At 59.1% G+C, this 24,416-nt stretch carries 21 protein-coding genes; 8 read left to right on the top strand and 13 right to left on the bottom strand.

The features are described from left to right. Positions 1 to 27 precede the first annotated feature (27 nt). Positions 28 to 1,020 (bottom strand): alpha/beta fold hydrolase, encoded by a 993-nt coding sequence (locus tag RYC17_RS02175; RefSeq protein WP_058408919.1) that lies wholly within the window; start codon positions 1,018 to 1,020, stop codon positions 28 to 30. 161 nt (positions 1,021 to 1,181) lie between these two features. After that, the gene (gene ppsA, locus RYC17_RS02170) at positions 1,182 to 3,557 is read right to left on the bottom strand and encodes a phosphoenolpyruvate synthase (RefSeq protein WP_316902422.1); all 2,376 of its coding nucleotides are present in this window, start codon (positions 3,555 to 3,557) and stop codon (positions 1,182 to 1,184) included. Positions 3,558 to 3,750: 193 nt separating this feature from the next. Here ppsA and RYC17_RS02165 point away from each other — a divergent pair, with 193 nt between their 5' ends. Continuing rightward, positions 3,751 to 4,569, top strand: coding sequence for a pyruvate, water dikinase regulatory protein (locus RYC17_RS02165; protein ID WP_010215814.1), 819 nt, complete (start codon positions 3,751 to 3,753; stop codon positions 4,567 to 4,569). Positions 4,570 to 4,622: 53 nt separating this feature from the next. Here RYC17_RS02165 and prpF read toward each other — a convergent pair whose 3' ends face one another. The 5 genes from prpF to RYC17_RS02140 form a co-directional block, all read right to left on the bottom strand. Beyond that, entirely contained in the window at positions 4,623 to 5,804 is a 1,182-nt protein-coding gene (gene prpF, locus RYC17_RS02160) for a 2-methylaconitate cis-trans isomerase PrpF (protein WP_316902420.1), read from the bottom strand. Between the two features lie 136 nt (positions 5,805 to 5,940). Then, on the bottom strand, positions 5,941 to 8,529 hold the full coding sequence (gene acnD, locus RYC17_RS02155; protein ID WP_057401160.1) for a Fe/S-dependent 2-methylisocitrate dehydratase AcnD: 2,589 nt from the start codon (positions 8,527 to 8,529) through the stop codon (positions 5,941 to 5,943). 69 nt (positions 8,530 to 8,598) lie between these two features. Beyond that, entirely contained in the window at positions 8,599 to 9,726 is a 1,128-nt protein-coding gene (gene prpC, locus RYC17_RS02150) for a 2-methylcitrate synthase (protein ID WP_122281127.1), read from the bottom strand. A gap of 383 nt (positions 9,727 to 10,109) precedes the next feature. Continuing rightward, complete coding sequence (gene prpB / locus RYC17_RS02145; protein ID WP_005732529.1) at positions 10,110 to 11,003, bottom strand: methylisocitrate lyase; 894 nt, start codon at positions 11,001 to 11,003, stop codon at positions 10,110 to 10,112. Then, complete coding sequence (locus RYC17_RS02140; protein ID WP_122281126.1) at positions 11,000 to 11,707, bottom strand: GntR family transcriptional regulator; 708 nt, start codon at positions 11,705 to 11,707, stop codon at positions 11,000 to 11,002. The genes prpB and RYC17_RS02140 overlap by 4 nt, the downstream gene beginning before the upstream one ends. Before the next feature lie 296 nt (positions 11,708 to 12,003). Between RYC17_RS02140 and RYC17_RS02135 the strand changes: the two genes are divergently transcribed. From RYC17_RS02135 to pabB, 4 genes are all read left to right on the top strand, one after another. Next, positions 12,004 to 12,555, top strand: a complete 552-nt coding sequence (locus RYC17_RS02135; protein ID WP_122258753.1) for an ATP-dependent zinc protease — start codon at positions 12,004 to 12,006, stop codon at positions 12,553 to 12,555. A gap of 4 nt (positions 12,556 to 12,559) precedes the next feature. Beyond that, positions 12,560 to 14,095, top strand: coding sequence for an inactive transglutaminase family protein (locus tag RYC17_RS02130; protein WP_005732527.1), 1,536 nt, complete (start codon positions 12,560 to 12,562; stop codon positions 14,093 to 14,095). Further along, entirely contained in the window at positions 14,095 to 15,072 is a 978-nt protein-coding gene (locus tag RYC17_RS02125) for an alpha-L-glutamate ligase-like protein (RefSeq protein ID WP_161936594.1), read from the top strand. Before RYC17_RS02130 ends, RYC17_RS02125 begins: the two co-directional genes overlap by 1 nt. 75 nt (positions 15,073 to 15,147) lie before the next feature. Beyond that, positions 15,148 to 16,491 (top strand): aminodeoxychorismate synthase component I, encoded by a 1,344-nt coding sequence (pabB, locus tag RYC17_RS02120; protein WP_316902416.1) that lies wholly within the window; start codon positions 15,148 to 15,150, stop codon positions 16,489 to 16,491. 118 nt (positions 16,492 to 16,609) lie between these two features. Here the strand turns inward: pabB and thrH are convergent, their stop codons facing one another. Then, positions 16,610 to 17,227: a bifunctional phosphoserine phosphatase/homoserine phosphotransferase ThrH gene (gene thrH / locus RYC17_RS02115; RefSeq protein ID WP_122258751.1), complete on the bottom strand. Its 618-nt coding sequence runs from the start codon at positions 17,225 to 17,227 to the stop codon at positions 16,610 to 16,612. A gap of 139 nt (positions 17,228 to 17,366) precedes the next feature. Here thrH and RYC17_RS02110 point away from each other — a divergent pair, with 139 nt between their 5' ends. After that, complete coding sequence (locus RYC17_RS02110; RefSeq protein ID WP_002553025.1) at positions 17,367 to 18,101, top strand: phosphoadenylyl-sulfate reductase; 735 nt, start codon at positions 17,367 to 17,369, stop codon at positions 18,099 to 18,101. Positions 18,102 to 18,179: 78 nt separating this feature from the next. Here RYC17_RS02110 and cysB read toward each other — a convergent pair whose 3' ends face one another. The 4 genes from cysB to RYC17_RS02090 all read right to left on the bottom strand — a co-directional run bounded on the left by cysB (position 18,180) and on the right by RYC17_RS02090 (position 21,774). Beyond that, positions 18,180 to 19,154, bottom strand: coding sequence for an HTH-type transcriptional regulator CysB (gene cysB / locus RYC17_RS02105; RefSeq protein ID WP_003382487.1), 975 nt, complete (start codon positions 19,152 to 19,154; stop codon positions 18,180 to 18,182). Positions 19,155 to 19,313: 159 nt separating this feature from the next. Then, positions 19,314 to 19,802 (bottom strand): universal stress protein, encoded by a 489-nt coding sequence (locus RYC17_RS02100; RefSeq protein WP_058408926.1) that lies wholly within the window; start codon positions 19,800 to 19,802, stop codon positions 19,314 to 19,316. Between the two features lie 76 nt (positions 19,803 to 19,878). Further along, positions 19,879 to 20,799 (bottom strand): 5'-nucleotidase, encoded by a 921-nt coding sequence (locus RYC17_RS02095; protein WP_316902414.1) that lies wholly within the window; start codon positions 20,797 to 20,799, stop codon positions 19,879 to 19,881. A gap of 3 nt (positions 20,800 to 20,802) precedes the next feature. Then, a complete protein-coding gene (locus RYC17_RS02090; protein WP_058408927.1) occupies positions 20,803 to 21,774 on the bottom strand; it encodes a putative 2-dehydropantoate 2-reductase in 972 nt (323 codons plus the stop codon). A 243-nt stretch (positions 21,775 to 22,017) separates the two neighbouring features. Here RYC17_RS02090 and RYC17_RS02085 point away from each other — a divergent pair, with 243 nt between their 5' ends. After that, the gene (locus tag RYC17_RS02085; protein WP_058401037.1) at positions 22,018 to 23,094 is read left to right on the top strand and encodes a 3-deoxy-7-phosphoheptulonate synthase; all 1,077 of its coding nucleotides are present in this window, start codon (positions 22,018 to 22,020) and stop codon (positions 23,092 to 23,094) included. Positions 23,095 to 23,179: 85 nt separating this feature from the next. On the opposite strand, the gene RYC17_RS02080 is transcribed toward RYC17_RS02085, so the two are convergent. After that, the gene (locus RYC17_RS02080) at positions 23,180 to 23,467 is read right to left on the bottom strand and encodes a GNAT family N-acetyltransferase (RefSeq protein WP_002553019.1); all 288 of its coding nucleotides are present in this window, start codon (positions 23,465 to 23,467) and stop codon (positions 23,180 to 23,182) included. A gap of 473 nt (positions 23,468 to 23,940) precedes the next feature. Between RYC17_RS02080 and oprI the strand changes: the two genes are divergently transcribed. Continuing rightward, positions 23,941 to 24,192 carry an outer membrane lipoprotei OprI gene (oprI, locus tag RYC17_RS02075; RefSeq protein ID WP_002553018.1) on the top strand — a complete coding sequence of 84 codons (252 nt, stop codon included), beginning with the start codon at positions 23,941 to 23,943 and terminating at the stop codon, positions 24,190 to 24,192. The last annotated feature ends 224 nt before the right edge of the window (positions 24,193 to 24,416 follow it).

Genomic DNA, 24,416 nt, shown 5'->3' with positions numbered 1-24,416 from the left:
TGACGCTAACCATAGCGACTTTAACCGCTAACTGCCCACCGCCGCCTGAAACTCTACAACCTGTTCAGGAACATTCTGCTCGTTCAGCCACGCGATGACCCGCGGCCAGACCTGTTGCTGCGCGGCCTTGCTGACCAGCATCCGCACGTGGTCGAAGTCTTCGTCAAAGCCGTGCTCGCGCCCCAGACAAAGAAACTGTTTGTGCTGCTCTGATCCGATCTGATCGAACAGCGTGCGACAGGCCCACACCGGGTCCTGATGATCGCCAGCCGCAGCAACGGCCAGCAACGGCACCTGAACCTCCTTAAGCCCGGCCCACCAGTTGTTGTCGCGCTCGCCAAACCGCCCGAACAGCCCGTGCCAGCGCAGGCTTTCCAGCACCAGCCCTATCGGCTCATCTTCCGGCCCACGCTTGAAACGCGGCCCCGAGACATGTTCGAAGGACCTGAGCAACAGTCGCGCGGACCATTGCAGCGGCGGAATTTTCAGTGGCCAGTACGTGCGGCTGACCTGACTGCCGAACAACGCCACCGACGCTGCAGTTTCCGGCCCCAGGTATTGGCCGCCCAAGGCGGCCGCCAGGGTTGTGCCGCCCAGCGAGTGACCTATCCAGTGCGGTATCTGACCACTTTGCTCGCAGACGAAAGCGGCAATGGCGGGCACGTCGAAACGGGCATAGTCAGCCACACAGTTGGCGCGATAGTTCTGGTTGCGTGCCGACAAACCGTGCCCGCGCATTTCCGGGATCCAGACGTCATAACCGGCACGCGCCAGATACGGCCCCAGACCGATACCTTTGGGCGAATACCAGAAACGCCGGTTGGAAAAACTGCCATGCAGCAGAATCACCGGGATGCCGCGCACATCGGGCTGATCGACCAGCCCCAGTCGGGTCACCACCAGTTCGACGCTGGGGTCCGGGCTGTTGGCTGGCTTGAGACGGTAGACGTCCTCGACAAGATCGCCGCGACGCTCGGCGCTGATCAAGGCAACGGGAAAAAGCTGGCTACTGCTTTGCATATCACTCTTTATCTGGCTTGACAGACGGGATGAAACATCGGGCTCCGGGGCTATCGCGGCACGCCATAAAAAAGGCGGCTTCCGAAGAAACCGCCTCTTTCAAACACCTGAAGCACATGACGGCTCAGGCCACCCTCGCGTCACACGAAGGCCGTGTCGCCTCAGACAGGCGCCTGCGCCTCGGCGAGGAAGAACCAGGTTTCCAGCACCGAATCGGGGTTGAGCGATACGCTCTCGATCCCTTGATCCATCAGCCAGCGCGCCAGATCCGGATGGTCGGAAGGGCCTTGGCCGCAGATGCCGATGTACTTGCCCGCCTTGTTGCACGCCTGAATGGCATTGGACAGCAGCTTCTTGACCGCCGGGTTACGCTCGTCGAACAGGTGGGCAATGACGCCGGAGTCGCGATCAAGGCCAAGTGTCAGCTGGGTCAGGTCGTTGGAGCCGATGGAGAAACCGTCGAAATACTCGAGGAACTCTTCGGCCAGAATCGCATTGGACGGCAACTCGCACATCATGATGATGCGCAGGCCGTTTTCGCCACGTTTCAGGCCATTGGCGGCCAGCAGGTCGATGACCTGACTCGCCTCACCCAGCGTCCGGACGAATGGCACCATGATCTCGACGTTGGTCAGGCCCATCTCTTCACGCACGCGCTTGAGCGCACGGCACTCCAGCTCGAAACAATCGCGGAAGTTCTCGCTGATATAGCGCGAAGCACCGCGAAAGCCCAGCATCGGGTTTTCTTCTTCAGGCTCGTACAGCTTGCCGCCGATCAGGTTCGCGTACTCGTTGGACTTGAAGTCAGACAGACGCACGATGACCTTTTTCGGCGTGAACGCGGCAGCCAGGGTACTGATGCCCTCGACCAGTTTGTCGACGTAGAAACCGACCGGATCATGGTAACCGGCGATGCGCTTGTCGACGCTTTCCTTGATTTCCGGCGGCAGCAGCGAATAGTTGAGCAGCGCCTTGGGATGCACACCGATCATGCGGTTGATGATGAATTCCAGACGCGCAAGACCGACACCGGCGTTGGGCAACTGGGCGAAATCAAACGCACGATCCGGGTTGCCGACGTTCATCATGATCTTGAACGGCAGCTCGGGCATCGCATCGACCGAGTTGGTCTTGATGTCGAAACCCAGCTCGCCTTCAAAGATGTAACCGGTGTCGCCCTCTGCGCAGGAAACCGTTACGCCCTGACCATCCTGCAGCGTCTGGGTGGCGTTGCCACAACCGACCACTGCCGGAATGCCCAGCTCGCGCGCGATGATCGCGGCGTGGCAGGTACGACCGCCACGGTTGGTGACAATTGCGCTGGCGCGCTTCATGACCGGTTCCCAGTCCGGGTCGGTCATGTCGGACACCAGCACGTCACCAGGCTGGACCTTGTCCATCTCGGACACGTCCTTGATGATCCGCACCTTGCCTGCGCCGATGCGCTGGCCGATGGCACGACCTTCGACCAGCACCTTGCCGGTCTCCTTGAGCAGGTAGCGTTCCATGACATTGGCCGAGGCACGGCTTTTCACGGTTTCCGGACGCGCCTGCACGATGTACAGCTTGCCGTCGTCACCGTCCTTGGCCCATTCGATATCCATCGGGCACTTGTAGTGTTTCTCGATGATCATTGCCTGTTTAGCCAGTTCCGAGACTTCGGCATCGGTCAGGCAGAAGCGCGCACGATCAGCAGGCTCTACGTCGATCACCTTGACCGAACGACCAGCCTTGGCTTCGTCGCCGTAAATCATCTTGATAGCCTTGCTACCCAGATTGCGCCGCAGAATCGCCGGACGGCCTGCAGCCAGCGTGTCTTTATGCACGTAGAACTCGTCCGGGTTGACCGCGCCCTGCACAACCGTCTCGCCCAGGCCGTAGGCACCGGTAATGAACACCACATCGCGGAAACCGGATTCGGTGTCGAGGGTAAACATGACGCCCGCCGTTCCGGTTTCGGAACGCACCATACGCTGCACACCCGCCGACAGCGCGACCAGTTTGTGGTCGAAACCCTGGTGCACGCGATAGGAAATAGCACGGTCATTGAACAGCGAAGCGAAGACTTCCTTGGCAGCGCGGATAACGTTCTCGACACCGCGAATGTTCAGGAAAGTCTCCTGCTGGCCTGCGAACGAGGCATCCGGCAGGTCTTCAGCGGTCGCGGAAGAGCGCACCGCCACTGCCAGGTTCGGATTGCCGGCTGACAGCTCGGCAAATGCAGTACGAATCTGGGCGTTGAGCGTCTCGGGAAACTCGGCTTCCATGATCCACTGGCGAATCTGCGCACCGGTGCGGGCCAGGGCGTTGACGTCATCGACATCGAGCGCGTCCAGCGCAGCATGGATCTGATCGTTCAGACCGCTCAGCTCAAGAAAATCACGGTAAGCCTGGGCCGTAGTCGCGAAGCCGCCGGGCACTGAGACGCCAGCACCTGCGAGGTTGCTGATCATCTCGCCGAGGGACGAGTTTTTGCCCCCCACGTGCTCTACATCATGGACGCCGAGCTTATCGAGGGAAACTACGTACTCTACCAAGGTGATCTCTCCACTAACTGTGTTTGTTGTTGGGAAAAGCTCATTCACCCGAATCACATGTGATGTGACCTCGGGCGTGTCTGGCCGGGCGCAGGCCCATGCCTTGAAACCGTACCTTCAAAAAAGACGCACCTGCAGGCAGGCACGCCTATGATAGCCAGAATTCGTCAACTGCTTAAGGCCTGGGTCAAAAATGAAACGATCTGCTTTCTTCATCTCGGACGGTACCGGTATCACTGCCGAAACCCTGGGCCAGAGCCTGTTGGCACAATTTGAAAACATTACATTCAACAAGTTCACCAGGCCCTATATCGACAGCGTCGAGAAAGCGCGGGCGATGGTACAACAAATCAATAATGCCGCCGACAAGGACGATGTGCGCCCGATCATCTTCGACACGATCGTCAATCAGGACATCCGCGAGATTCTGGCGACGTCCAATGGCTTCATGATCGACATCTTTTCGACCTTCCTCGCCCCGCTGGAGCAGGAGCTTAGTTCACACTCTTCCTATTCGGTGGGCAAATCGCACTCCATCGGGCATAACTCCAACTACATGGAGCGCATCGAGGCAGTCAACTTTGCGCTGGACAACGACGACGGCGCGCGGACGCATTATTACGACAAGGCCGACATCATCCTGGTTGGCGTGTCGCGCTGCGGCAAAACCCCGACCTGCCTGTACATGGCCATGCAATTCGGTATCCGGGCCGCCAACTACCCGCTGACCGAGGATGACATGGAGAAGCTGCAACTGCCTGCGGCGCTCAAGCAGCATCGCGAAAAGCTGTTCGGCCTGACCATTGACCCGGACCGTCTCACCGCGATCCGTCACGAGCGCAAGCCAAACAGCCGCTATTCCAGTTATGCGCAGTGTGAATTCGAAGTGCGCGAGGTAGAGAGCCTGTTCCGCCGCGAGAACATTCCCAACATCAACTCCACGCATTTTTCGGTGGAAGAAATCTCTGCCAAGGTGCTGGTCGAAAAAGGTGTAGAGCGGCGCTTCAAATAACCGTTGAAGGTAGCCACGTCAGCTGATTTTTTCAGCTGATTTTTTCAGTCGTTTTACTGTGGCACTCGCACCCAGCCTTCCATCAGCACTCTGGCGCTGCGGCTCATGAGGGCTTTAGTGACCTTCCAGTCAGCGCCTTCCTGAACAGCCTGCGCGCCGACCCGCAGCGTGCCGGAGGGATGACCAAAGCGCACCGCGCTGCGCGCCTGTCCACCAGCCGCCAGGCTGACCAGCGTCCCCGGAATGGCGGCGGCGGTGCCGATGGCCACGGCAGCGGTGCCCATCATGGCGTGATGCAGCTTGCCCATCGACACGGCACGCACCAGCAGGTCGATATCCTGCGCTACGACAGGTTTGCCACTCGAAGACAGGTAATCGGCAGGCGCTGCTACAAAAGCCACCTTGGGTGTGTGCTGCCGCGTTGCGGCTTCATCAACGCTGCGAATCAGGCCCATGCGCACGGCACCGTAGGCGCGAATGGTTTCCAGACGGGCAAGCGCCTGCGGATCACCATTGATATCGCCCTGCAGCTCGGTACCGCTGTAGCCTATGTCGGCGGCGTTGACGAAAATCGTCGGGATACCGGCGTTGATCATGGTCGCTTTCAGGGTGCCTATACCGGGCACTTCAAGGTCGTCTACCAGGTTGCCGGTGGGAAACATCGAGCCGCCTGCGCCCTCTTCGTCCGCTGCCGGATCAAGAAACTCCAGCGCCACCTCCGCGGCCGGAAAGGTCACGCCGTCCAGTTCGAAATCGCCGGTTTCCTGTACCTCGCCGTTGCTGACGGGCACATGGGCGATGATGGTCTTGCCGATATTGGCCTGCCAGATACGCACAATGACGACGCCGTCTTGCGGCACACGACCAGCATCGAGCAGACCACTGGCGATAGCAAACGAGCCGACGGCCGCCGACAGGTTGCCGCAATTGCCGCTCCAGTCGATGAAGGGCTTATCGATGGACACCTGACCGAACAGATAATCGACATCGTGGTCGGCCTTGGTGCTGCGCGACACGATGACCGTTTTGCTGGTACTGGACGTCGCCCCGCCCATTCCGTCGATCTGCTTTTCATAGGGGTCCGGGCTGCCGATGACTCGCAGCAGCAACGCATCCCGCGCCGATCCCGGAATCTGTGCAGCTTCGGGCAGGTCCGTCAGCCTGAAAAACACACCCTTGCTGGTGCCACCACGCATGTAAGTGGCGGGGATGCGGATCTGGGGTAAATGAGCCATGAATTCGTTGTCCTGTTCAAAGAGCGCGCTGCGCGCTCAAAATCGGACGCAGGGCGTCCAGAACTGCATGCCCACGCGAAGCATGGGCACGATAGTGCTCTTGCGCACGCTTATCGTTCCTCACGCTCCAGCGTAGCTACGATGCAGTAGCCTCCAGAAAATCCTGAGCAAAACGCTGCAGTACGCCGCCAGCCTCATAAATAGAAAGCTCTTCGGCAGTGTCCAGACGGCACGTCACCGGCACGTCCACACGTTCACCGTTACGGCGCTGGATCACCAGCGTCAAGGTCGCGCGCGGTGTGCGCTGACCGATCACGTCGAAGGTTTCGCTGCCGTCGATGCCCAGCGTCAGGCGGTTGGTGCCCGGTTTGAACTCCAGCGGCAGCACGCCCATGCCGACCAGGTTGGTGCGATGGATACGTTCGAAGCCTTCTGCGGCAATGGCTTCAACGCCCGCCAGCCTGACACCTTTGGCAGCCCAGTCACGGGACGAACCCTGCCCGTAATCGGCACCGGCAATGATGATCAACGGTTGCTTGCGGGCCATGTAGGTTTCAATGGCTTCCCACATGCGCGTAACCACGCCCTCGGGTTCGATCCGGGTCAACGAGCCTTTCCTGACCTTGCCGTCGACCACCGCCATCTCATTGACCAGTTGCGGGTTGGCAAAGGTTGCGCGCTGGGCCGTCAAGTGGTCGCCCCGGTGGGTTGCGTAGGAGTTGAAATCCTCCTCCGGCAGGCCCATTTTCGCCAGATATTCGCCCGCAGCACTGTCCAGCATGATGGCGTTGGACGGTGACAAATGATCGGTGGTGATGTTGTCCGGCAGCACGGCCAGTGCGCGCATGCCCTTGAGCGTGCGCTCCCCGGCCAGCGCGCCTTCCCAATAGGGCGGGCGACGGATGTAAGTGCTCATCGGGCGCCAGTCATACAGCGGCTCGACTTTCGGCCCGGTGTGTTCTTCGATGGCGAACATCGGAATGTAGACCTGACGAAACTGCTCCGGCTTGACCGACGCTTGCACCACGGCATCAATCTCTTCATCGCTCGGCCAGATGTCCTTGAGGCGAATCTCTTTGCCATCGGCCATCCCGAGCACATCGTTTTCGATATCGAACCTGATGGTGCCGGCAATGGCGTAGGCCACCACCAGAGGTGGCGAGGCCAGGAACGCTTGTTTGGCGTAAGGGTGAATACGCCCGTCGAAATTGCGATTACCCGACAACACCGCAGTGGCGTACAGGTCGCGGTCGATGATTTCCTGCTGGATCAACGGATCGAGCGCGCCGGACATACCGTTACAGGTGGTACAGGCAAACGCCACGACGCCAAAGCCCAATTGCTCCAGTTCGGACGTCAGCCCTGCGGCATCCAGATACAAGGCCACGGTTTTCGAGCCGGGCGCCAGCGACGACTTCACCCACGGCTTGCGCATCAGCCCCAGGCGGTTGGCATTGCGGGCCAGCAGGCCTGCCGAAATCACGTTGCGCGGGTTGCTGGTGTTGGTGCAGCTGGTAATCGCCGCGATGATCACCGCGCCATCGGGCATCTGCCCCGGCACGTCTTCCCACTGCCCGGCAATACCTCTGGCTGCCAGATCCGCGGTGGCGACCCGCGCATGGGGGTTGGACGGCCCGGCCATGTTGCGCACCACGCTGGACAGGTCGAAGCTCAGCACGCGCTCGTACTCGACCTCCTTCAGGCTGTCCGACCACAAGCCGGTGTGCCGGGCATACAACTCGACGAGCTTGACCTGTTCGTCCTCACGCCCTGTCAGGCGCAGATAATCGATGGTTTGCGAATCAATGGAAAACATTGCCGCTGTCGCGCCGTATTCCGGTGCCATGTTGGAAATCGTCGCCCGGTCACCGAGGGTCAGGCTCGACGCACCCGCGCCATAGAACTCCAGATACGCGCCAACCACCTTCTGCTGACGCAGGTATTCGGTCAGAGCCAGCACCACATCGGTGGCGGTGATGCCCGGCTGACGGCGTCCAGTCAGTTCGACCCCGATGATGTCCGGCAAGCGCATCCACGAGGCGCGCCCCAGCATGACGTTTTCGGCCTCGAGGCCGCCAACGCCGATGGCAATCACGCCTAGCGCGTCGACATGTGGCGTGTGGCTGTCTGTTCCCACCAGCGTGTCGGGAAAGGCTACGCCGTCGAGCACCTGCACCACCGGCGACATTTTCTCCAGGTTGATCTGGTGCATGATGCCGTTGCCCGGCGGGATCACTTCGACGTTCTTGAACGCCTGTTTGGTCCAGTCAATGAAGTGAAAGCGGTCTTCGTTGCGACGATCTTCGATGGCGCGGTTCTTTGCGAACGCCTGCGGGTCATTACCGTCGGATTCCACTGCCAGCGAATGGTCGACAATTAGCTGCACCGGCACCACCGGGTTTACCTGCGCAGGATCACCGCCCTGCGAGGCAATTGCATCGCGCAGGCCGGCAAGATCGACCAGTGCGGTCTGCCCCAGAATGTCGTGGCAGACCACCCGCGCAGGGAACCACGGAAAGTCCAGATCACGCTTGCGCTCGATGAGCTGGGTCAAAGAAGCACTCAAGGTCGCAGGATCACAGCGGCGCACGAGGTTCTCGGCCAGCACTCGCGAGGTGTAGGGCAGCGTGGCATAAGCGCCGGGCTTGAGCGCCTCGACCGCTGCGCGCGCGTCGAAATAGTCCAGTCGGGTGCCAGGAAGCGTTTTGCGAAATTCACTGTTCATTGCGGGACTCGATCACGGAGTGTTCGGAATGCGGGCGGGGAACTCGTCAGCGGCTCCCCTGCCCCCTTTTCAGCGCTGCTCGATGGGCACGAAGCTGCGCTGTTCGACGCCGGTGTATTCGGCGCTCGGACGGATGATGCGATTGTTGGCGCGCTGTTCGAAAACGTGGGCGGCCCAGCCGGTCAGGCGCGAGCAGACAAAGATCGGAGTGAACAGCTTGGTCGGGATGCCCATGAAGTGGTACGCCGAGGCATGGTAGAAGTCGGCGTTGGGGAACAGTTTCTTCTGCTCCCACATGACCTTGTCGATGGCCTCTGAGACAGGGAACAACACGCTGTCGCCCACCTCGTCGGCAAGCTTCTTCGACCAGCCCTTGATGACCTCGTTGCGCGGGTCGGACTCTTTGTAGATGGCATGGCCGAAACCCATGATCTTTTCCTTGCGCTCAAGCATCCCCAAGGTGCCTTTGGTGGCTTCCTCAGCCGAAGCGAAGCGCTGAATCATCTCCATCGCGGCCTCGTTGGCACCGCCATGCAGTGGGCCGCGCAACGTGCCGATGGCTGCGGTGACGCAGGAAAACAGGTCCGACAGGGTCGACGCGCAGACGCGGGCAGTGAACGTGGAGGCATTGAATTCATGTTCGGCGTACAGAATCAGCGACACATCCATGACCTTGCGATGCAGTTCGCTGGGGGACTTGTCGAGCAGCAGGTGCAGGAAATGCCCGCCGATGGAGTCTTCCGCGGTTGTGCAGTCAATGCGTTTGCCGTCATGACTGAAGCGATACCAGTAGCACATGATCGCCGGGAACGCCGCGAGCAAACGGTCGGTGGCATCGCGCTGCTGATCGAAACTGCGCTCCGGTTCCAGTGTGCCGAGCATTGACGCGCCGGTGCGCATCACGTCCATCGGGTGAGTGTCGGCGGGAATGCGCTCCAGCACTTCCTTCAGGGCCTGAGGCAGATCGCGCAGACTCTTGAGTTTATCCAGATAAGCAGCCAGCTGGGCCTGGGTCGGCAGCTCGCCGTACAGCAGCAGGTAGGCAACTTCCTCGAACCGGGCCTCAGCGGCCAGTTCGCGCACGTCATAGCCGCGATACGTCAGCCCGGCGCCCGCCATGCCCACCGTGGACAACGCCGTCTGCCCGGCAACCTGCCCGCGCAGCCCGGCACCACTCAATACTTTTGCTTCAGCCATGATGTTCTCCACTATTGTTTTTGTGTGATGGGACGCAGAGCGTCACGAGATAAATTCACACCTGCAGCGCTCATCGTTGTACATCAGCCCAATGAGCCCGGAAAACGGGGCTCAAACTACGATAATGATCGTTCCCACGCTCCGCGTGGTGATGCATTTCGTGACGCTCCGCGTCACACATTGGAGCCTTGACGCGTGATTCAGTCCGTACGAATGCGGGCCTGAGTTTCGATTACGTTTGCTTTCTCGCCAGGCTGGAAACTTGTGACGCAGAGCGTCACGAACTGCATGCCAACGCGGAGCATTGGCACGATAGTCATTTCAAGACCTGTGTATAACGCTGAGCTTGCAGCGTGGGAACGAGAGTTCTCGTTCTGTGCCCATCAGCCCTTTTTCTGCGCAAACAGCGCGTCGAGTTTCTGCTCGAAGGTGTGGTAGTCGATGGCGTCGTACAGCTCCATGCGCGTCTGCATGCTGTCGACCACGTTCTTCTGGCTGCCATCGCGACGGATTGCGCCGTAGACATTTTCCGCAGCCTTGTTCATGGCGCGGAAGGCAGAAAGCGGATAAAGGACCAGCGACACGTCGGCCGCACGCAGCTCATCGACGGTAAACAAGGGTGTAGCGCCAAATTCAGTGATATTGGCCAGGATCGGCACGCCTGCACGGTTGGCAAATTGCTTGTACATCGCCAGTTCGGTGATTGCCTCTGGAAACACCATGTCTGCGCCCGCTTCGATACAGGCCGCAGCACGCTCAAGTGCCGATTCCAGCCCCTCGACCGCCAGTGCATCGGTGCGCGCCATGATCACGAAACTGTCGTCAGTGCGCGCATCCACGGCGGCTTTGATCCGGTCGACCATTTCCTGCTGCGAGACAATTTCCTTGTTCGGGCGATGCCCGCAGCGCTTGGCACCCACCTGATCCTCAATGTGAATCGCAGCAGCGCCGGCCTTGATCATCGAGCGCACGGTTCGCGCCACATTGAACGCCGAAGAACCGAAACCGGTGTCGACATCCACCAGCAGCGGCAGGTCGCAGACATCGGTGATGCGGCGCACATCAATCAACACGTCCTCAAGACCGGTAATCCCCAGGTCCGGAATGCCCAGTGACCCTGCCGCAACGCCGCCGCCAGACAGGTAAATAGCCTTGAACCCGGCGCGTTTTGCGAGCAGCGCATGATTGGCATTGATTGCGCCGACCACTTGCAACGGCTGTTCACTGGCGACCGCATCGCGGAAACGCTGGCCGGGAGTATTGTTGTTGTGACTCATTGTTCACCTCGGTCGGGAGCCGCCTGGAAGTGGCGCTCGATGTTGCGTCTGGATGCACCGATATGGCGGCGCATCAACAATTCAGCCAGCTCACCGTCGCGATCAGCGATGGCATCAAGAATGCGGTGATGTTCGGCAAAGGCCTGACGAGGCCGGTTGGGCGTTGTGGAATACTGGATGCGGTACATGCGCACCAGTTGGTACAGCTCGCCACACAGCATCTGGCTGAGGGTACGATTGCCGCTGCCCTGGATGATCCGGTAATGAAAATCGAAATCACCCTCCTGCTGGTAATAGCCGATGCCCGCCTGAAACGCAGCATCGCGCTCATGGGTGTCAAGGACGCCGCGCAATTCATCAATCTCGGCCTGGGTCATACGCTCGGCGGCCAGGCGGCAGGCCATCCCTTCCAGAGACTCACGGATCTCATAAAGCTCGATCAGCTCGGCATGGCTGAGCGCGACAACACGTGCACCGACGTGCGGCACGCGCACCACCAGTCGCTGCCCTTCGAGCCGGTGAATGGCTTCACGTAACGGCCCGCGACTGATGCCGTAGGTGCGCGCCAGCTCCGGTTCGGAGATCTTGCTACCGGGGGCGATCTCGCCTTTCACAATAGCGGATTGAATGCGTCGGAAAACGTTCTCGGAGAGGGTTTCCGACTCATCAACGACTGCTACTGCCTTCTCGACCGCACCCAGCATTGTCGACACCTTTAGCCTTTTAAGACGCAAATCTAGCCATAAACTGCAAATCAGTCAAAGCAAAACAAAGGATTGTCGACAATATATCGAAAGGACGTCAAAGGTTCCTGCGAGTGAACCTGAACAGACATACAGGTTGATCACTGGCAGCGCCGAGGCTTCATGCTAGAATGCGCCGCGTCCGCACAGCACGCTCCGCACCGGAGCGGCGACTGCGAACTGCCTGCCCTATCACCCTCAGGTCAACTCCATTTGCGCCCTGACCCTGAAGTTGTTCGCTCATCGCGCCAGGATTTATGAGACTGACTAGCCTGCCCACATTGCTCTGCCTGCTGTTCTTTTCCGGCCTGCTGCTGCCCAGCGTCAGCCTGGCCGCCAACAAGACAGTCTATGGCCTCAACGAATACGCCAGCCTCATTGAAATCGACGTCGAGATTGCCGCCAAACTGGATACGGGGGCCAAGACCGCTTCACTGAGCGCCCGCGACATCAAGCATTTCAAACGCAATGGCGAAAGCTGGGTGCGCTTCTATATAGCCAGCGACAGCAAGCATATACACCCCATAGAACGACCTCTGGCCCGGGTCAGCAAGATCAAGCGCCGCGCCGACGACGTTGACCCGAATGAAGAAAATAAATACTCGTCACGTCCGGTGATCAACCTCGATATCTGTATGGGTGAAGCTTTACGCACCATCGAAGTGAACTTGACTGACCGAAGTGCTTTCCAATATCCGCTTTTGATCGGCTCCGAAGCGTTGAAACGCTTCGATGCGCTGGTCGATCCAAGTCTTAAATATGCGGCAGGGAAGCCCGGCTGCGCTTCCGTCGCTCAAAACGCAGAGTAAACCCATGCGCTCTCTTACACTCCATCTGAAGATCCTGATCACTGCCCTTGTGACCCTGGGCATCGCGATCACGGCCTATCAGATACTGGCGCTCGGCATACCCGTCACCGAAGACGAAACCGATGACCTGTGGAATATCGACGCCAAAGTCGAATTCATCGCCAATCCAAAGGATTCGGTGAAGGTCCAGATGTTCGTGCCGCCACTGGCCCACGACTACATCAGCCTCAATGAAAGCTTCATCTCGAACAATTACGGCGTCAGCGTCAACCGTGCTGACGGCAATCGCAAGGTCACCTGGTCGGCCCGTCGCGCCACCGGCAACCAGACGCTTTACTACCGCCTGGTACTGACCAAGCGCTACAGCGGTGAAAAACCCAAGGTCAAAGGGCCGATCTTTCGCGACAGCATGACCGTCGAAGGCCCCGAAAAAATTGCAGCCGAGGCACTGCTGGCCCCCATTCGCCAGCACTCTGCGGACGTGGAAACCTTCATCACCGAAGCCATCAAACGCGTCAACAACCTGAATGACGATAACGTCAAGCTGCTGCTGGCCGGTGATAACTCGGCCTCCAACAAGGCCCGGGTCACCGAGCTGCTGCTGTCGATCGCCCACGTACCACTGGAAAAGGCCCACACCATTCGCCTGGATGCCGAGCAGCAGACGCCGGAACTCTGGCTGCGCAGCTTCAATGGCAAGGAATGGCTGTACTTCAACCCGGATACCGGGGAAGCCGGTCTGCCGGATGACCGCCTGTTGTGGTGGACCGGTGAAGACGCCCTGGTCAGTGTCGAAGGGGGCAAGAAAGTGCAAGTCACGTTCAGCCTCAATAACAGTGAAATGAACGCCATGCGTCTCGCCAAACTGACCGATGCCAGCACCGACTCCGACTTCCTCGCCTATTCTCTCTACGGGCTGCCGCTGCAAACCCAGCAGACCTTCATGGTCATGGTCATGATCCCGATCGGCGTACTGGTCATCCTGATCCTGCGCAACCTGATCGGCCTGCAGACACTGGGCACTTTCACGCCGGTGCTGATTGCCCTGGCGTTCCGCGAAACCCAACTGGGCTTCGGCATTATTCTGTTTACGGTGATCACCGCCCTGGGCTTGTCATTGCGCTCGTACCTGGAGCACCTGAAGCTGCAAATGCTGCCGCGCCTGTCGGTTGTACTGACCTTCGTTGTGGTGCTGATTGCGGCCATCAGCCTGTTCAGCCACAAGCTGGGGCTCGAACGCGGGCTTTCGGTAGCGCTGTTCCCGATGGTGATCCTGACCATGACCATTGAACGCCTGTCGATTACCTGGGAAGAGCGCGGCGGCAGCCACGCCATGAAAGTCGCGATCGGCACACTGTTCGCGGCATCGTTGGCACACCTGATCATGAGCGTGCCGGAACTGACCTATTTCGTTTTCACCTTCCCGGCAGTGCTGTTGATACTGGTCGGCTTCATGCTGGCGATGGGCAGATACCGTGGCTATCGCCTGACCGAACTGATGCGCTTCAAGGCTTTTCTGAAAGAGGAAAAGACTAAATGATCGGCTGGTGGAAGACCTGGAAGGCGCTTGAGGCCCGCGGCATCATGGGCATCAATCGGCGTAACGCCGACTATGTGCTCAAGTACAACAAGCGCAGCCTTTATCCGGTCGTCGATGACAAGATCATCACCAAGGAGCGAGCCATCGCGGCAGGCATTCACGTGCCGGAAATGTATGGAGTGATTTCCACGGAAAAGGAAATCGACCGGCTTGACGATATCATCGGCGCGCACAGCGACTTCGTGATCAAGCCCGCCCAGGGCGCAGGCGGCGACGGCATTCTGGTCATCGCCGACCGTTTCGAGGAGCGTTTTCGTACCGTCTCGGGACGCATCATCAGCCATGCGGAAATCGAGCATCAGGTGTCCAGCATCCTCACGGGCCTTTATTCGCTGGGCGGACACCGTGACCGGGCGCTGATCGAATACCGGGTTGTTCCGGACCCGATCTTCAAAAGCATCAGTTATGAAGGCGTGCCGGACATCCGCGTCATCGTGCTGATGGGCTATCCGGTGATGGCCATGCTGCGCCTCCCGACCCGCCAGTCAGGTGGCAAGGCCAACCTGCATCAGGGCGCGATTGGCGTCGGTGTGGACTTGGCCACCGGCGTCACCCTGCAAGGCACCTGGCTGAACAACATCATCAGCAAGCACCCGGACACCACCCATTCGGTAGACGGCGTGCAACTGCCCAACTGGGACGGTTTCATGAAGCTTGCCGCCGAGTGTTACGAGCTTTGTGGTCTGGGCTACATTGGTGTCGATATGGTGCTGGACCAGGACAAGGGCCCGCTGATTCTGGAACTCAATGCCCGTCCCGGCTTGAACATTCAGATCGCCAATGACAGTGGCCTGACCCATCGCACTCAGGCCGTCGAGGCGCGTCTGGAGCAGCTGGCTCTTGAAGGACGCCAGGAATCGGCGCAGGAGCGGGTCAGCTTTGTCCAGGACCTGTTCGGTCACGTGCCCGGCGTCTGAACGGACATACCGCTAGGACTGCCGCATCGGCAAGGCTACAATCGCCAGCCGCGTTTCCAAGACCGATATTCGACGATGCCGATCTGCTCGATACACCCCCTGCCCTACAGCGCCGACCCGATCGCGTTCTTTGCGCGAATCCGCGAAGCGCCGGGCGCGGTGCTGCTCGACAGCGGCAGGCCGACCGCCGAGCGCGGCCGATATGACCTGCTCAGTGCATGGCCGCTGCAGGAACTGACCGTTGCCGATGACGAGAATGGAGCCGCCTATCTCCAGCGGTTGCGCGATAGTCTTAAAGCGCTCGGCACAGCGCAATTGCCTGACGGGTGCGAACTGCCCTTCGCTGGCGGCATGATCGGTTATCTGAGCTATGAGTTTGGTCGACGCCTGGAACCGCTACCGGATCAGGCCATTGACGATCTGCAACTGCCCGAAGCTCGCCTGGCGCTCTACGCCTGGGCGCTGATCAGTGATCATCAGCATCAGACCAGCCAGCTTGTCTTTCACCCGACGCTGGCCGAGACCGAGCGTAAACGGCTGATTGAGCTGTTCTCTGTCAGCGTCACTCAACCACCCACCGTTTTCCGGCTCAGCCAGGCGTTTCAGGCCAGCATCAGTGCGGACGACTATCGACAGGCTTTCGAACGCATTCAGGCCTACATCCAGGCGGGAGACTGTTATCAGGTCAACTTCGCGCAACGCTTTCAGGCGCAGTGTACTGGCGACCCGTGGGCGGCTTATTGCGCACTACGAGCGGCATGCCCTACACCGTTTGCCGGCTACCTGAGCCTGCCGGGGCACGATGCAATCCTGAGCCTTTCTCCGGAACGCTTCGTGCGGGTCAGCGCCAGACAGGTCGAAACCCGCCCCATCAAAGGCACGCGGCCGCGCAGCCCGGACGCCGCAGAGGATGCCGCGTTCGCCAAAGAGCTGCTGGCCAGCGAAAAGGACCGCGCTGAAAACCTGATGATTGTCGACCTTCTGCGCAACGACCTCGGCCGCAGTTGCCGCATCGGCTCGGTGAAAGTTCCCGAGCTGTTCAGCCTCGAAAGCTACCCCAACGTGCACCATCTGGTGAGCAGCGTGACCGGGGAGCTGGCCGCTGGCAACGATGCTCTGGACCTGATCGGTGGCAGCTTCCCCGGTGGTTCCATCACGGGCGCGCCGAAGATCCGCGCCATGCAGATCATCGACGAGCTGGAGCCGACCCGACGCAGCCTGTATTGCGGCTCGTTGATGTACCTGGACGTACGCGGCGAAATGGACAGCTCGATCGCCATCCGCAGCCTGCTGGTCAAGGATGGGCGCATTTCCTGTTGGGGCGGCGGCGGCATTGTGGCGGACTCGAACTGCGAGGCCGAATATCAGGAAACCTTCACCAAGGTCCGTGTGCTGCTGGAAACGCTTGAGGCGCTCTGAGATCCTGCGCGATACGCCTACCTCGCTCCGACTATCGTGCCAATGCTCCGCGTTGGCATGCCTTTCTGGACGCTCCGCGTCCGATCTTGCGCAGGAACCAGAAGTGTAAGCCCTGCGTCTAGAGCGGCAGATCCCGATTCGACGCCTTGATGAACTCTTTTTTCAGCTCATCAAAGGTATGCACCGCCGGAAACTGCGGAAACTCGCGGATAACGTTGTCGGGGGCATGGAACAGGATACCGGCGTCAGCCTCGCCCAGCATGGTGGTGTCGTTGTAGGAGTCGCCTGCCGCAATGATCCGGTAGTACAGGCTTTTGAACGCCAGTACCGACTGACGCTTGGGGTCTCTCTGACGCAACTGGTAACTGACCACCCGGCCGGTTTCATCAGTGATCAGGCGATGACATAGCAGGGTCGGAAAACCCAATTGGCGCATCAGCGGCTGCGAGAACTCGTAGAACGTGTCGGACAGAATCACTACTTGAAAACGCTCGCGCAACCAGTTGACGAACTCCACTGCACCTTCCAGCGGCTTGAGGGTGGCGATCACTTCCTGAATATCCGACAGTTTCAGACCGTGCTCATCGAGAATACGCAGGCGCTGCTTCATCAGGACGTCGTAGTCGGGAATGTCTCGAGTGGTCGCGCGCAGTGATTCAATACCGGTTTTTTCGGCAAAGGCGATCCATATTTCCGGGACAAGCACACCTTCCAGGTCCAGACAGGCAATTTCCACAGCACACTCCTCAAGGCTTTGGCTATCAACGCAGGCAGCACTCTAGCCTCCGGCAACGGCCACTGAACAGCGGATTTTGTTACCATTGCTGCCATCACGAGCGCTTAAGCGCCACTCTTGCATTCTAGGAAGCCGCCTGATGAGCCAACCTTTCGACGTCGCTGAACTGGCGACGACCTATGCGAACAAGTCTGCACAAGACATTCTGAAACTGGCCTTCGAACACTTCGGTGACGAACTATGGATCTCCTTTAGCGGCGCCGAAGACGTCGTGCTGGTAGACATGGCCTGGAAGCTGAACAAAAACGTCAAGGTCTTCAGTCTCGACACCGGACGCCTGCACCCGGAAACCTATCGTTTCATTGAACAGGTCCGTGACCACTACAAGATCGAGATCGAAATCATCTCGCCGGACCAGAGCAAGCTCGAACCGTTCGTCAAGGAAAAAGGCCTGTTCAGCTTTTACCGGGATGGTCATGGCGAATGCTGCGGCGTCCGCAAGATCGAACCGCTGCGCCGCAAACTGTCTGGCGTCACAGCCTGGGCCACCGGCCAGCGCCGCGACCAGAGCCCTGGCACACGCAGCGCCGTTGCCGCACTGGAAATCGACAGCGCGTTCTCGACCGCCGAACGCACGCTGTACAAATTCAACCCGTTGGCGCAGATGAGCAGCGAAGAAATCTGGGGCTACATCCGCATGCTGGAACTGCCTTACAACAGCCTGCACGAGCGCGGTTTCATCAGCATCGGCTGCGAACCCTGCACCCGCCCGGTATTGCCGAACCAGCACGAACGCGAAGGTCGCTGGTGGTGGGAAGAAGCCACACAGAAGGAATGCGGGCTGCATGCGGGCAACCTGATAGCGCGCAACTGACGCCGCCAGAGGCACGCCTCAACCTGCAAGTTACAGGTCAAAGCGCGTACGGCTCTGACTTGTAACTTGCCGCTGCGACTAGTGCACCGGCAACTCGACGTTGGCAAACAGCTCTTCCATTTCCTGTTTGTTATGGCACTGAATCGCCTTGGCCATGACTTCACGGGTCAGGTGCGGGGCAAACTTTTCGATGAAATCGCACATAAAGCCACGCAAGAAGGTGCCGCGACGGAAAGCGATCTTGGTCACGCTGGACTCGAACAGGTCGCTGGCGTCCAGTACCACCAGATCGCTGTCGACCTCTTCGTCTACCGCCATCCTTGCAACAATGCCCACGCCCAGATTCAGTCTAACGTAGGTCTTGATCACGTCAGCATCCGCAGCCGTAAACACGACCTTGGGCACCAGCCCCCGATGACTGAACGCTTCATCGAGCTTGGAGCGGCCGGTAAAACCGAAGACGTAAGTCACAATCGGGTACTCGGCCAGCAGCTCCAGCGTGAGCTTGGGCACCTTGGTCAACGGGTGGCCCTGCGGTACAACAACGCAACGGTTCCAGCGGTAGCACGGCATCATCACCAGATCGCTGAACTGCTCGAGCGCTTCGGTGGCAATAGCGAAATCGACCGTCCCGTCAGCGGCCATTTCGGCGATCTGCATTGGCGAGCCCTGATGCATGTGCAAGGCCACGTCAGGGTACTGCTTGATGAAATTACTGATGACCGGCGGCAACGCATAGCGTGCCTGGGTGTGAGTGGTTGCGATCGACAGTGTGCCTTTCTTCTCGTTGGAGAACTCCTGGGCAATCTGCTTGATGCTTTCGACCTTCCGCAGAATCTCGCCTGCGGTGGTGATAATCCGCTCGCCTGCGGGTGTCACGCGCGTCAGGTGCTTGCCACTACGGGCGAAAACCTCGACGCCCAGCTCGTCTTCAAGCAGACGAATCTGCTTGCTGATGCCGGGCTGGGAGGTGTAAAGGCTCTGGGCCGTCGCAGAAACGTTGAGGTCGTGGTGCGCCACTTCCCAAATGTAGCGCAGTTGTTGGAGCTTCATATGTATCCCTCAAAGCAGATAAACCCTATGGGTATCAGCGACGGTATATAACTGGATTAATGGTGAGACGAATAATTCTAGAACTTTTTATCACCTTTGTAAGGTGATCGCACGCTCGATTTCACTAAAACCACCAATTGAACCTTCCTCTCCCTACCCTCACTCCTTTTTCAACATCATCGGAACCATGTAGACCGGCACGTCGGAAAATTGCAGGACCCTGGCAGCCGTCCGGCCTATCGAGGTGCCCTCTTCTATCCTGCGACTGTGACTGCCCACCACCAGCAAATCCACCTCCAGCTTGTGCGCCTGCTCGATAATCACACTGGCAGGCTCTCCCTGAACGACACGCACCGTACGAATCAGGGAGAGGTCCGCGTGGCCGTCTCCCAGTTCTTCACGAAAGCCGTCGAGCATTCGTTGCTCTATGGCGTCCAGAAACGTATTAACACCCTTGCCACGAAGCTCTTTCAAGGCCTCCTCGCCCAGATGGCTCTGCAATACCGACTCGGCGAACAGCCCCAAGGGCTCAACGACATGGATTACATACAGCCCTGCGTTGAACGTTCGAGCCAGCGCCAGCGCGTGCTGCGTTACATAAGGCGCGTACAGACCAAGGTCTGTGGCATACAGCATCGAACGAACCATACAACCTCCCGAACAACCGGAATGGCGGAGATTGACTCAGCGTAGCAGCGCATCATCGGCTGCGACGACGGACTTCTCAGCCACCGTTGGCAAGCGGCGTTATTTCATTGCTGATGCCATGCGGAACATGTCCGGTTGCCACTACTTCAAGCGCCTTTTCGCAGTGACCGGGCTGATCGTCGAAGAACACATCGGCGGCAAATGCTTCAAGAAAGGCCGACTTCTGCAAGCCGCCGAGAAACAGCGACTCGTCGAGACGAATGTCCCATTCGCGCAAGGTGCGGATCACCCGTTCATGTGCAGGTGCCGAGCGGGCCGTGACCAGCGCGGTACGAATCGGGCAGCTCGCATCGGGAAACTCACGCTGCAATTGGTAGAGTGCGGCGAGAAACGGTTTGAAGGGGCCACCACGCAACGGCTCGCGCGCCGACTCACGCTCGCTGGCCTGAAAGGCAGCCAGGCCGCCGCTCTGGTAAACCCGCTCCGATTCGTCGGAAAACAACACGGCGTCACCATCGAACGCAATCCGCAGCTCGGCGCTGGCTGCACGCCGCGCACCGCCAGAAAGGATTGTCGCCGCAGCAAAACCGGCATCCAGCGCGCTGCGCACATCCTCGGCATGGGTCGACAGAAACAGATGGCAGCCAAACGCAGCCAGATAAGGATAAGGACTGCGCCCACCCGCGAAGGCGGCACGGCTGATGTCCAGGCCGTAATGCTGGATCGAGTTGAACACCCGCAGGCCGGTATCGGCGCTGTTGCGCGACACCAGCACCACTTCCACGCGCGCCTTGTCCAGGCTGGCATTGAGGCTCAGGAGTTTTTCAACCAGCGGGAAAGCGTCGCCCTGCTCGAGAATCTCATCCTCGTGCTCGATCTGATACTTGCGGTAGGCCTCCACGCCGTCGGCCATATACACGTCGTGGCTGTCACGAAGATCGAACAGCGCCCGCGATGAAATCGCCAGCACCAGCTTATGGCCATCAGCCTCTGTCATGAGTCACTCCTCGTTTGCCGAGCGGTTGCCACGGTCAATAAATGCCAGTGCCTGATAAAGCGCCCGCATGCGCGGCATGTCAAACCCTGCAGCAAGCGCGGCAGCGAGGGGCCGGGCATAAATGGCTTCAAGCTCCAGTGGCCGCTTCTCGACCAGGTCGTGATACATGCTGGGCCTGTAGTCCGGCATGCTTTGGGTCACGGTAAACAGATGCTGCGCGAAACCGGGCGGCAAGGCATGACCACAGGCCTCGGCACCCTGTACTACTTCATCCATCAGCGCCTGGATCAATGCCTGACTGTCAGGGTCGGCCATCAATTGGCTGGTACTGGTCTGCAACAAGGCCGACAGCCCGTTGTAGGGCACATTCCAGACCAGCTTCTGCCAGCGGGCCTGCTGCAGATTGGCCATGACGGGGGCGTCGATACCGGCCGTCTTGAACAAGGCCGCGCAGGCTTCGACGACCGCCATGCGGCTCGCCTGGTCGCCTGCCGGGCCGCTGTGATAGCCGATACTGACCGCGCCGAAGGCTTCATGAGCGACGACGCCGGGCGCAATCCGGTTGACGCAGACGAAACATAGCCCGCCCAATATATGCAGGCTGTCGGGCAGCACGCTGCGCAACTGATCTTCGACGGCCAGACCGTTCTGCAGCAGCAACACTTTGGCGTCCGGCGCAGCGGCCTGGCTAATGATCGGCCCCAGCGCGGCATTGCCAGTGCTCTTGGTGCCAACCAGCAACCAGTCGCAAGGCGGCATGTCAGCCGCCGAGCGATAGGCTTGAACGGGTTTGAGATGCAGATCGCCATGCACGGCACTACTGACCTGCAACCCCTCGCGCGCAACCGCCTCAAACTCGCTGCGCAACAAAAAATGCACGTCGTATCCGGCACGCGCCAGCATCAGCCCGTAAAAGCCGCCGATGGCACCTGTACCAATAATGCCGACACGCGGACGACGGAAATCAACACTCATGACCTCTCCCTTGGCTGTCAGATTATTTCGGGCCTCACACTATCCGTCGCAGCGGATTGTCTTGCAATACAGCAGCGCGGCCCGGCGGGCAGTTACCCGTAACCTGCCCGATACCTCGTTTACTTATTGTCGAACAGCGCGATAACGCGCTAAGGTTCGGCTCCCCGCTGCGCTCAAACCTGCTGGGCACCGCCGCACGGGGGACCGTTGGCGGCCAGTACCCGCGACCTGATGAGTAACACGATGGCTGATTTACCGATTGACGACCTTAACGTTGCCTCCAACGAGACTCTGATCACCCCGGATCAGCTCAAGCGCGAAATCCCTCTGACCGACGCTGCCCTGCACACCGTCAGCCAGGGTCGCGAGGTGATTCGCAACATCCTCGATGGCAATGATCACCGCCTGTTCATCGTGATCGGCCCCTGCTCGATCCACGACCTGAAGGCAGCCAAGGAGTATGCAGAGCGCCTCAAGGCGTTGGCGGCAGAAGTGTCCGACACGCTGTATCTGGTCATGCGCGTCTATTTCGAGAAGCCACGCACTACCGTGGGCTGGAAAGGCCTGATCAACGACCCGTACCTGGATGACTCGTTCAAGATCCAGGATGGCCTGCATATCGGTCGCCAGTTGCTGCTGGACCTGGCTGAAATGGGTTTGCCAACCGCCACCGAAGCACTGGACCCGATCTCCCCGCAGTATCTGCAGGACCTGATCAGCTGGTCGGCCATTGGCGCGCGCACCACCGAATCCCAGACTCACCGCGAGATGGCTTCCGGCCTGTCGTCGGCAGTCGGCTTCAAGAACGGCACCGACGGCGGCCTGACCGTTGCCATCAACGCCTTGCAATCGGTCTCGAGCCCGCACCGCTTCCTCGGCATCAACCAGGAAGGTGGCGTGTCGATCGTGACCACCAAGGGCAATGCCTACGGCCATGTCGTGCTGCGCGGCGGCAATGGCAAGCCCAACTATGATTCGGTCAGCGTCGCGCTGTGCGAACAGGCCCTGAACAAGTCCGGCATTCGCCCGAACATCATGGTCGACTGCAGCCATGCCAACTCCAACAAGGACCCGGCCCTGCAGCCGCTGGTAATGGAAAACGTCGCCAACCAGATTCTGGAAGGCAACGAATCGATTATCGGCCTGATGGTTGAGAGTCACTTGAACTGGGGCTGTCAGGCGATTCCGAAGGACCTGTCGGAATTGCAGTACGGCGTATCCATTACCGATGCCTGCATCGACTGGGAAAGCACTGAAAAGACCCTGCGCAGCATGCACGCGAAACTCAAGGGTGTACTGCCCGCTCGCAAGCGCAAGTAACTGCCTGACCGATTAACCTGCAACAACGAAAACGCCGAGCATATGCTCGGCGTTTTTCATGCTGACGGTCAGTAAGCTCGATGTATCAGAGCTTGGCCGCCTGCGACTGCAGGTCATGCAGTTCCATATAGCGCTCGACATAAGAGCAGGACGGTATGACGGAATAGCCCATGCTGCCTGCATAGTCCAGGGCTTCCTTGGTCAGGGCGGCGGCTATACCGCGTCCACGCAAGGCATCGGGCACAAAGGTCCGGTAGAAATCCAGCGTCTGCTTGCCGAGATCCATGTACGTCAGGTAGGCACGGTGGCCGTCGATAATGATTTCGAAATGGTGGCCGACTTCGTCATGGTGGATGGACAACGCCTCGCTCATCGCTACTCCTCGCGGGTCTTGGAATTTGACCCCTACCTTACCGGTCTTTTTCAGGCGAAGGAACATCTACGCCGCCCAGTGTCTGTTTTCGACACCGGTAAGAGCATTGCCGATCTCGACGCACATCACACTGAGATAGTAGGCACCATTGCCGGATATGCTCAAGCGCGGTCGGATTAAAAATGCCTGGAAATGCTCCCGCACCGACCGACAGTCAAACATCCAAGGTTTTTGCAGATGTTCAAACGCGTTGTGCGGAACCGCCGATACGGACAGGGGGTCCAGTGAAAGTGGATAGTTTTTGTACAGAACGCTTGAGAAGTAACGCGGAACACTTTCAAAGCAGGGAATTTTAGCAGCTTCTTGCGCTGGGTCCGTTTACTTACTACAAACAATGGGTACTATGTACGCCGGTCGTTTTCTCATTTTCGAGAGATGACTAATTTGAACAAAATTCCTTGAAGGTGAACACGATGAACAACGTTCTGAAATTCTCTGCTCTGGCTCTGGCCGCAGTTCTGGCTACCGGTTGCAGCAGCGTATCCAAAGAAACCGAAGCTCGTCTGACAGCTACCGAAGACGCAGCAGCTCGTTCGCAAGCACGTGCCGACGAAGCCTACCGCAAGGCTGACGAAGCTCTGGCTGCTGCTCAAAAAGCTCAGCAAACTGCTGACGAAGCCAACGAGCGCGCTCTGCGCATGCTGGACAAAGCTAGCCGCAAGTAATAATCCCCCGGGATTATTGAAAGCCGATCCGGCAACGGGTCGGCTTTTTTTATGCCTGTTATCTGGCTGGGTGATGGCTTACAGATTGGCACGATAGTGAGGTTCGACTCAGATCACCTTTGTTATCCCAGACGCCTCTCGTTCCTTACGCTCCGCGTGGGAATGCAGTTCGTGACGCTCCGCGTCACACAGCGGTTCTGCGACTTGAGGTGGATTGAGGTTCG

Origin of the sequence: Pseudomonas syringae group sp. J248-6, from assembly GCF_032586995.1 — a bacterium.
Classification (GTDB): Bacteria; Pseudomonadota; Gammaproteobacteria; order Pseudomonadales; family Pseudomonadaceae; genus Aquipseudomonas; species Aquipseudomonas amygdali.
This window is presented reverse-complemented; position numbering and strand designations above follow the sequence as displayed.